Genomic DNA, 6,500 nt, shown 5'->3' with positions numbered 1-6,500 from the left:
CGCGGTGACGGTCGGCGCAAACTCGGGCGAGATCGCCCCCGCCGTGGCCAGGCCGCCGCCTGCCGGCCGCGCGCTGGCTGCGAGCGCGACGAGCGCGTCGACGACGCGTGCGAGCAGCGCTTCGCGGATCTGTTCGCCGTCCGGCTCGTCGTCGAGCTCGGCGGCCGCATCGAGCCACTCGTCATGGATCGCGCCCTGCATCACGAGCCGGGTCATGATCGCCATCGGGCTGTGTTCGACAAAGCGTTCCAACACCGTGCGTATCACCTGATCACCTCATCGTTGTGGATTGGGCGACCGCTTGACGCGGCCGCCGCACTTGACGTGCTGCTTTCGGTGCCCGAGCATCGCAAGCGACCGGATCGCTGCGCGAGCCCGCAACGATCCGCCCGCAACGCAAGCACAAGGCCCCGGCATGTACGTAGACCCCCGCGTGGCGCATGGCCGCGCCCGGTTCGACCTGAGCCGCTCGCCGCGCCTCGTCGCCGATGCGCGGCGCGCGGAGATCAGCGACGTGATCACGCGCGGCATCGACACCTATGCCGGCGAGCGCAGCCGCCGCAACCTGATGCGGCTGCTCGCGCGCCAGATCGCGCCGAAGCTCACGCGGCTCGGGCTCGAGCCGTATGTCGGCGCGCTCGGCGCGCGCGAGGGGCTGTTCGTGAACTTCTCGACGATGAGCGCCGAGCACGGGCTGCGCGAATTCCAGCTGCAACTGACGGTGCCCGATCTCGTGCTGCGCAGCTTCGCGACGAGCGTGATCCGGCCGCACGCGGTCGCGCGTTGCATGCAGCGCAACGGCGCGATGGCGCTCGCGGCGATCGAGCACGAGACTCGCGTCGCGTTCGTGCTCGCGCGGGTGGTGCGCTCGCTCGCGCTCGCCGAGCACTGGAAGCAGCTCGCGGTGCCGACCGCGCGCGGGCTGTTCGTCGGCGCGCTGACCACCGGCGATGACGTGTGCCTGAACACGTATTTCCGGCCGGGCGACAACGACCGGCCGTCGCGCTGGGCGGCGTTCTCGGCGCTGTTCGCCGGGATGCCGGACTGGAACCCGGCCCAGGTCCGGCACGGCAGCGAGCTGTTGCAATGGATGGTCAACCATATCGTGGCGTTGCAGGAATCCGCACCGTTCGTCGAACGCTTTCCGTTTCTGCTGGAGCCGCACCGCAGCGCCGACGACCCGCTCGACGCCGCCTGGGCCGCCGCGCGCGCCAGTGCGCGCGACGACGGCCCCGCGTCGAACTGACCGCGCCGGTGTTGTTGATACGTCCCGGCGTTCGCCGGCCCCTGCCACGCGCGTCGATCCGGAAGCCGGTTTCGTCCGGCTTACGGTCTTCGCTGCACGGCCCTCGTAAACCAAGGTCGATGCGGGCTCGTGTAACCCGCAGATTTTTTTTGGCGGTTGGTGCGTGGGTCAGTGAACCAGCTGCATGCCGTCCGGCTCCGGTGTGCCCTCCTGCTCCGATGCGCCTAGCATCCCGAGCATCGCCCACAGCCACATCACGTCGTAGACGGCCTCCGCGTGCTCGACGCTCTGCGCGCACCAGCGCTCGAACGCGTCGAATTCGCACGCAACCACGTCGCCGTTGCGCAGCCACAGCAGCCAGCGAATCGCGCCTTCGCGGATCGCTTCGTCCGCGTCCTGCGCGCGCCGCCCCCGATCATCCGGTCTCGATATCGTCATTTTCACGTCACCGCCCGAAGCCCAATGCACCCGACCTCCCCGCGCGGGCGAACCCGCGCGAGGCGCTTTGCCACCCACGCCCCGGGGTCCGGCGACGCACCGCCCGGCCGCGAACACGCGGCCGGGCTTTTGCCGGCCCTCATGGATCAAGTCGGATTGGGTGTGTGTAACCCGCAGAGTGGCGGGTCGAGGTCGGGGGAATCGGTGACGCGGTCGGAAATGTCTTCGGTGGGAGGTGGTGGCCAAGCCGCTGAGGCCGGCGCGGCGACACGCTTACGATAGAGCGGCCTATCGGGACTTGTAACTGAAAGCACCATCGACGCTCGCGTACGGATTCGCCTCCTTGCGCCGGGCTGCCGGGTCGGGGTCGGACATGCCGATCTGCTCGCGCAACGGCACCGGACTGGTCTTTCCTGGCTTGGCGTCGGGCTTGATGTCCGCGAGCCCGCTCCCCCACGCGTTCAGCATGCCCTTTGCAACTTCGCGAAAGCTCGGGTGACTGCTCGCAAATTCTTTGACCTTCAGCGCGACGATATGCACAGCCCTCGTGATCCGCTCGCGCGCCTCGTCCATGTCTGCCTTGCTCAAGCCCAGCCGTGCGCCCCCAAATGCGGTCAGCATGCTGCCCGAAGCCCAAACACGTTTGCCCTGTAGCGTGAGCGCCGGCAAATGCGTTGCGTACTTCGGGTAGACCGTCCCACTTAGAACGTCATAGACCGGCGCCAGCCGAACATCGTCGACGCTCGTGTAGATGAGCGCGAAATTCTTCAGATGAGCGTCCGCATTGCGAATTGCGTAGTTCAGCATGATCAGCGCGTAGAGACACCGGGCATTGTCCTTTTGCGCCGCCCGCGGCACATAGGTGTTGCTAAGCTTGGCGAGATCCTCCAGTGACCCTTTGTACTTGTTGACCGCGTCGTTGGGTCGGAGCGCGCAGTAGTCCTCCACCGCCAGCATCAAGTGATCCGCCGTGCGGTCAAAGCGACGCACGGCGAGGACCTGTCCGTCGTCGGACAATCGTGCCTCGGGCACGTCAAGGCCGGCTTCGCGTGCGACTTCCAGGCACAGGTATTCGTTGATCGCAAGCCCCGGCAGATCGTCAAAGCCCGTCTTCAGTATGAACTCGTCGGTCCAGACCGTCGCCCTGTCGCCCGGACGAACGAGTACCTTTGGCATGACGCCCGATACCCCTTCCGCGACTCCGCCTTCAAGCATTCGCAGAAGGTTGTCGCGCGAGTCAGCTGACGCGAGCAATCCGGCCATGTCGGCTTTGCTGGTCGCGACCTCAGGCGTGGCCCCTCGCGGAATCACCTGAACGCGACCGATCGTGTTCGCACCGGTGAGTGCAAGCAGACCAAAGTCGCTTACATCAGCGTGCGGACCAAGACGGCGGATCATCAGATCCTTCTTGAAGCCTTCCGGCAGATTCATCTGGAAGAAGGGATGTAGCGTCTTCCAGGTGTACGACGCCGCCCGCACTGGCATAAGCAGGGAGACGAGGTCTGCCGGCGGAACGTCGGGCAGGTAGGTGAAGACGTACTGCCCGGCCTCCTCGGTTAGCGTGCCCACCTGCCGGCCGCTCACATAGACGTCCAGGGTTGCGCGGCTCATGGCTTGCCCTCAGAGGCCTTCAGACGCTGCATGGCGTTTGTGCGTACGCGCTGGCGCATCGGCACACCCTCTGAGTCGGCGGGCTCACTCAGGACGTCGTCGAGCGTGCGCTGATGACCCGGTCGTCGGGCGCTCAATTCCAACCCGACCGCGTCGAAAAGGCTGAGCATCTTGACCGCACCGATTTCCGGCAGCGTCCCCGTCTCGAACATGCTGATGCGGCCGCGCGTCACGCCGCTGATATCGGCAACTTGCTGTTGCGTCAGGTTGGCAGCCATGCGCGCACGACGGAAGGCTTCCCCCAGTTCGGCGAGATTCATGTTCAATATCCAGTGCATTATCGGGGACAACGCTGATAATGTATCGTATACGGAACATCAACCAGATGCAAATAACGTTCTATATTTGAGACGTTAAGCTAAAAACATCCATTAATGTTCGCTATATGGTACGTTACGCAGATTACAATTTACTGACCGATTCGCTGGAGAATGCGGTAATCGGTGCAACACACCGGCACCGACACATCGCCTGAGTCGGCGGGCTAACTCAGAACGTCATCGACAGTGCGCTGACTTACGGGTGTCTGCCAACCAGCCCGCGCGAGTGCGCGACCTTCTCCGAAACGTGGCTCCAGGTTGCTTTGCGAATGGGCATGTTGCGAGCTGCGCTCGGGAAATGACTGGCAGCCTCGCATACCTGATCGATGACCGTCATGGCATCGCCCCGTTTGAGTCCCGCCTTTGATGCCAGGTCGAGCAGGTGTGAGCCCTCGATCCGCATTGCCTCGCCGCAGACATCCATGTGGTGATAACCGGCGGGACCCTCGTTGAACGTAAGGTCGTATCCGGGAGCAACGCCCCACGCGCCGTTCCGTCGCATCAGGAACGACAGGTTCTTGGAGTGGTCGTCCCGGTTGTGAAAGGCTACGTTGAACACGCAGCGGCGGTACATCTCCAATACCTCGCGCTCGTCAGCTGTCAGCAGGCGGGTGAGACGGAGCACAGACAGGTAGTCGATCCTCGGCTGCCGAAAATCGGCGTGCGCCAGCCCGGAAACCGTATGCACCGGCACCCGCATCCCGTCGGCGCGGTCGAAGCGCTCGATGCCGAACGCGGTTAGATCCTCGGCGAGGGCGAAGAAGTGCGTGGCCGGCATAGGGATGCCCGCCCGGCGGGCCATGTCCGCGTACACGTATTCGATCGCGCACACCTCCGCGTCCTCGCCCTGGCCCGGAAACTTCACCAGCCACGGCGTGCCCGGCGCATCTTCCGCCGTCGACACGGCGCCACTGGCGAGATCGAAGGTCAGGCGAACCTTTGGACGGGCACCGTGTGGAGACCCGCCCATCAGCGCCAGTTCACGAAGCATATCCTCGCTGTTTCCCGCAAGGACGTGGCGCACACCATTGGCGATTCGGAGCAGTTCGACGTCGCGCTTTTCGAGACGTTGAGCGCCCGGTGGCTCGAACGCTAACGCCCCCATCGCATCTTCACCGATGAAGGCCAAACGGTCGAGCGGCGAGACCGTGGCGACATTGATGCCATTCCTCCGGAAGAGACGATCCATCAGAAGCATGCCCCAGCCGTCCGGTAGCGCATCGCTCACGAGACCGGGCAGGCGATGCTGGTGCATCGGAAAATCGCCGTACGCGTCGCGCGACAGTTCCAGGTGGTAGGGCGACAGTTCGAGCCCGCGGGCCAGAGCCTCTGGCGTGTACTGGAACAGCAGAGCGCGGCCGTCGTCGGCCAGCAGCGCCAGTGGGAAGCGCTCGCCCCAGCCGGTGTAGGTCACGGTGAGCTTCTTCATGCTTCGTCCTTTTTGCGGCTGGCGCGGCGGCGCGAGCGGCTGGCGGTTTCCATCTGCTCGATGCTGACCGGTCGGGTCACGAATACCGGCTCGAACTGCTGAAGGAGTCCGAGCGTGCCCGCCACGCGCAACAGAACCTCGACGGTGACCAGACCATTCCGCTCGAGGTTGCGTAGGGCGCCAAGGGATACGCCCGCCCGCGCGGCCGTTTCGGCCTGCGACTGATTCAGGGACAGACGGCGCGTCCGGAGGCGTTGTCCGAGTTCGCCGGCGACTTCCTGAGGCGTTGCTAGCTTAAAAAGCATTCTGATGACCGTTACCAGCGAAAATTGTCGATAACTGTCATTATAATAACTATTATTGTACGTTCAATCGGCGGTGCGCCACAGCGACGCGGCGCCTGTCAGGCCACACTGTTTTGGCGATTACAGCTGACCGACCGTTTCGCTAGAACACGCGGTAATCGGTGCACCGCACCGGCCCGACGCCTTCAAAAATAGATCCGCCCCTAAAATCCGATCCCAATCTCCCGATTCCGTAATCCAGTCCCGATCGGGGCTGGTGGGTTTTGGCTGCCGTCACGCGCATGGTGGAGTTGGAACCAGCGCTTCGGAATGCAATCGCGGAGCGCCGGGGAAGCATCGCTGACGCATGTCGCAACGAATTCGGCGCCGTGGAATGGATCGGTGAAGGGAAAGCGCGAGATTGTCCCGGCGGCTTGCGGGGCTCAGCTCAGCAGCACGATATTCCCCGGCAGCCGCGTCACGTGCGCGCCGTAAAGGTTGCCGAGCATATCGATCACATCATCCAGCCGGTTGATCGGAAACTGCGCCTGCATCCGGTTCGCGCCGAGCGACGCGCTGCGCAGCACGACCTTGCCGCGGCGATAGCGGTTGATCTCGGCGATCACGTCGGAAAGCGGCACGCCGTTGAACACGAGCATGCCGCGACGCCACGCAGTGATGGCGCCCGAATCGACGCGCGACACCGGCTGCACGCCGCGGTCGTCGTAGGTCACCTGCTCGTTCGCGCCGAGCGCACGCCGCCCACCCGGATGATCGAGCGCGACCGTGCCGGACAGACAGGTCACGCACACCTGGTCGTTCGTGCGGCGCACGTTGAAGCGGGCAACCTCCGCGCGCAGCCGGCCGACGCCGGCGACGACGGTCACCGGCCGCAGCGCGTCGACGCGGCCGGCCACGGGCGGCGCCGCATCGACCTCCGCCTCGCCCGCTACAAGCTTGACGCCGCGGTCGGCCTGCGTCGCGATCACGTCGAGCCGCGTCTGCGTGTTCATCTCGACGGTCACGCGCGACGACAGCGCGACCTGGCGCTGCTCGCCGGTGCCGGTGCTGTAGTCCGCGGCCAGCTCGCCGAGCGACGGCCACAGGCCCAG

Annotated in this window: 7 protein-coding genes and 1 pseudogene; 1 reads left to right on the top strand and 7 read right to left on the bottom strand. The window is 65.0% G+C overall.

The window, feature by feature from the left end:
* A pseudogene (locus G3N94_RS38890) lies at positions 1–255 on the bottom strand (type II toxin-antitoxin system Phd/YefM family antitoxin); the annotation flags it as partial.
* Positions 256–415: 160 nt separating this feature from the next.
* Here G3N94_RS38890 and G3N94_RS38885 point away from each other — a divergent pair.
* Positions 416–1,246 carry a hypothetical protein gene (locus G3N94_RS38885; RefSeq protein ID WP_205799513.1) on the top strand — a complete coding sequence of 277 codons (831 nt, stop codon included), beginning with the start codon at positions 416–418 and terminating at the stop codon, positions 1,244–1,246.
* 168 nt (positions 1,247–1,414) lie between these two features.
* Here G3N94_RS38885 and G3N94_RS38880 read toward each other — a convergent pair whose 3' ends face one another.
* From G3N94_RS38880 to G3N94_RS38855, 6 genes are all read right to left on the bottom strand, one after another.
* Entirely contained in the window at positions 1,415–1,684 is a 270-nt protein-coding gene (locus G3N94_RS38880) for a DUF4880 domain-containing protein (RefSeq protein ID WP_205799512.1), read from the bottom strand.
* A gap of 288 nt (positions 1,685–1,972) precedes the next feature.
* The gene (locus tag G3N94_RS38875; protein ID WP_205799511.1) at positions 1,973–3,295 is read right to left on the bottom strand and encodes a type II toxin-antitoxin system HipA family toxin; all 1,323 of its coding nucleotides are present in this window, start codon (positions 3,293–3,295) and stop codon (positions 1,973–1,975) included.
* Complete coding sequence (locus tag G3N94_RS38870) at positions 3,292–3,615, bottom strand: helix-turn-helix transcriptional regulator (protein WP_205799510.1); 324 nt, start codon at positions 3,613–3,615, stop codon at positions 3,292–3,294. The genes G3N94_RS38875 and G3N94_RS38870 overlap by 4 nt, the downstream gene beginning before the upstream one ends.
* Before the next feature lie 256 nt (positions 3,616–3,871).
* Complete coding sequence (locus G3N94_RS38865) at positions 3,872–5,104, bottom strand: type II toxin-antitoxin system HipA family toxin (protein WP_205799509.1); 1,233 nt, start codon at positions 5,102–5,104, stop codon at positions 3,872–3,874.
* Positions 5,101–5,409, bottom strand: coding sequence for a helix-turn-helix transcriptional regulator (locus G3N94_RS38860; RefSeq protein ID WP_205799508.1), 309 nt, complete (start codon positions 5,407–5,409; stop codon positions 5,101–5,103). Before G3N94_RS38860 ends, G3N94_RS38865 begins: the two co-directional genes overlap by 4 nt.
* Before the next feature lie 422 nt (positions 5,410–5,831).
* A partial coding sequence (locus tag G3N94_RS38855; protein WP_205799507.1) for a FecR domain-containing protein occupies positions 5,832–6,500 on the bottom strand: 669 nt, incomplete at its 5' end.

This window comes from Burkholderia sp. Ac-20353 (assembly GCF_017104785.1).
Taxonomy (GTDB): Bacteria; Pseudomonadota; Gammaproteobacteria; order Burkholderiales; family Burkholderiaceae; genus Burkholderia.
Note: the sequence above shows the minus strand (reverse complement) of the source record. Positions and strands in the feature narration are given on the sequence as shown.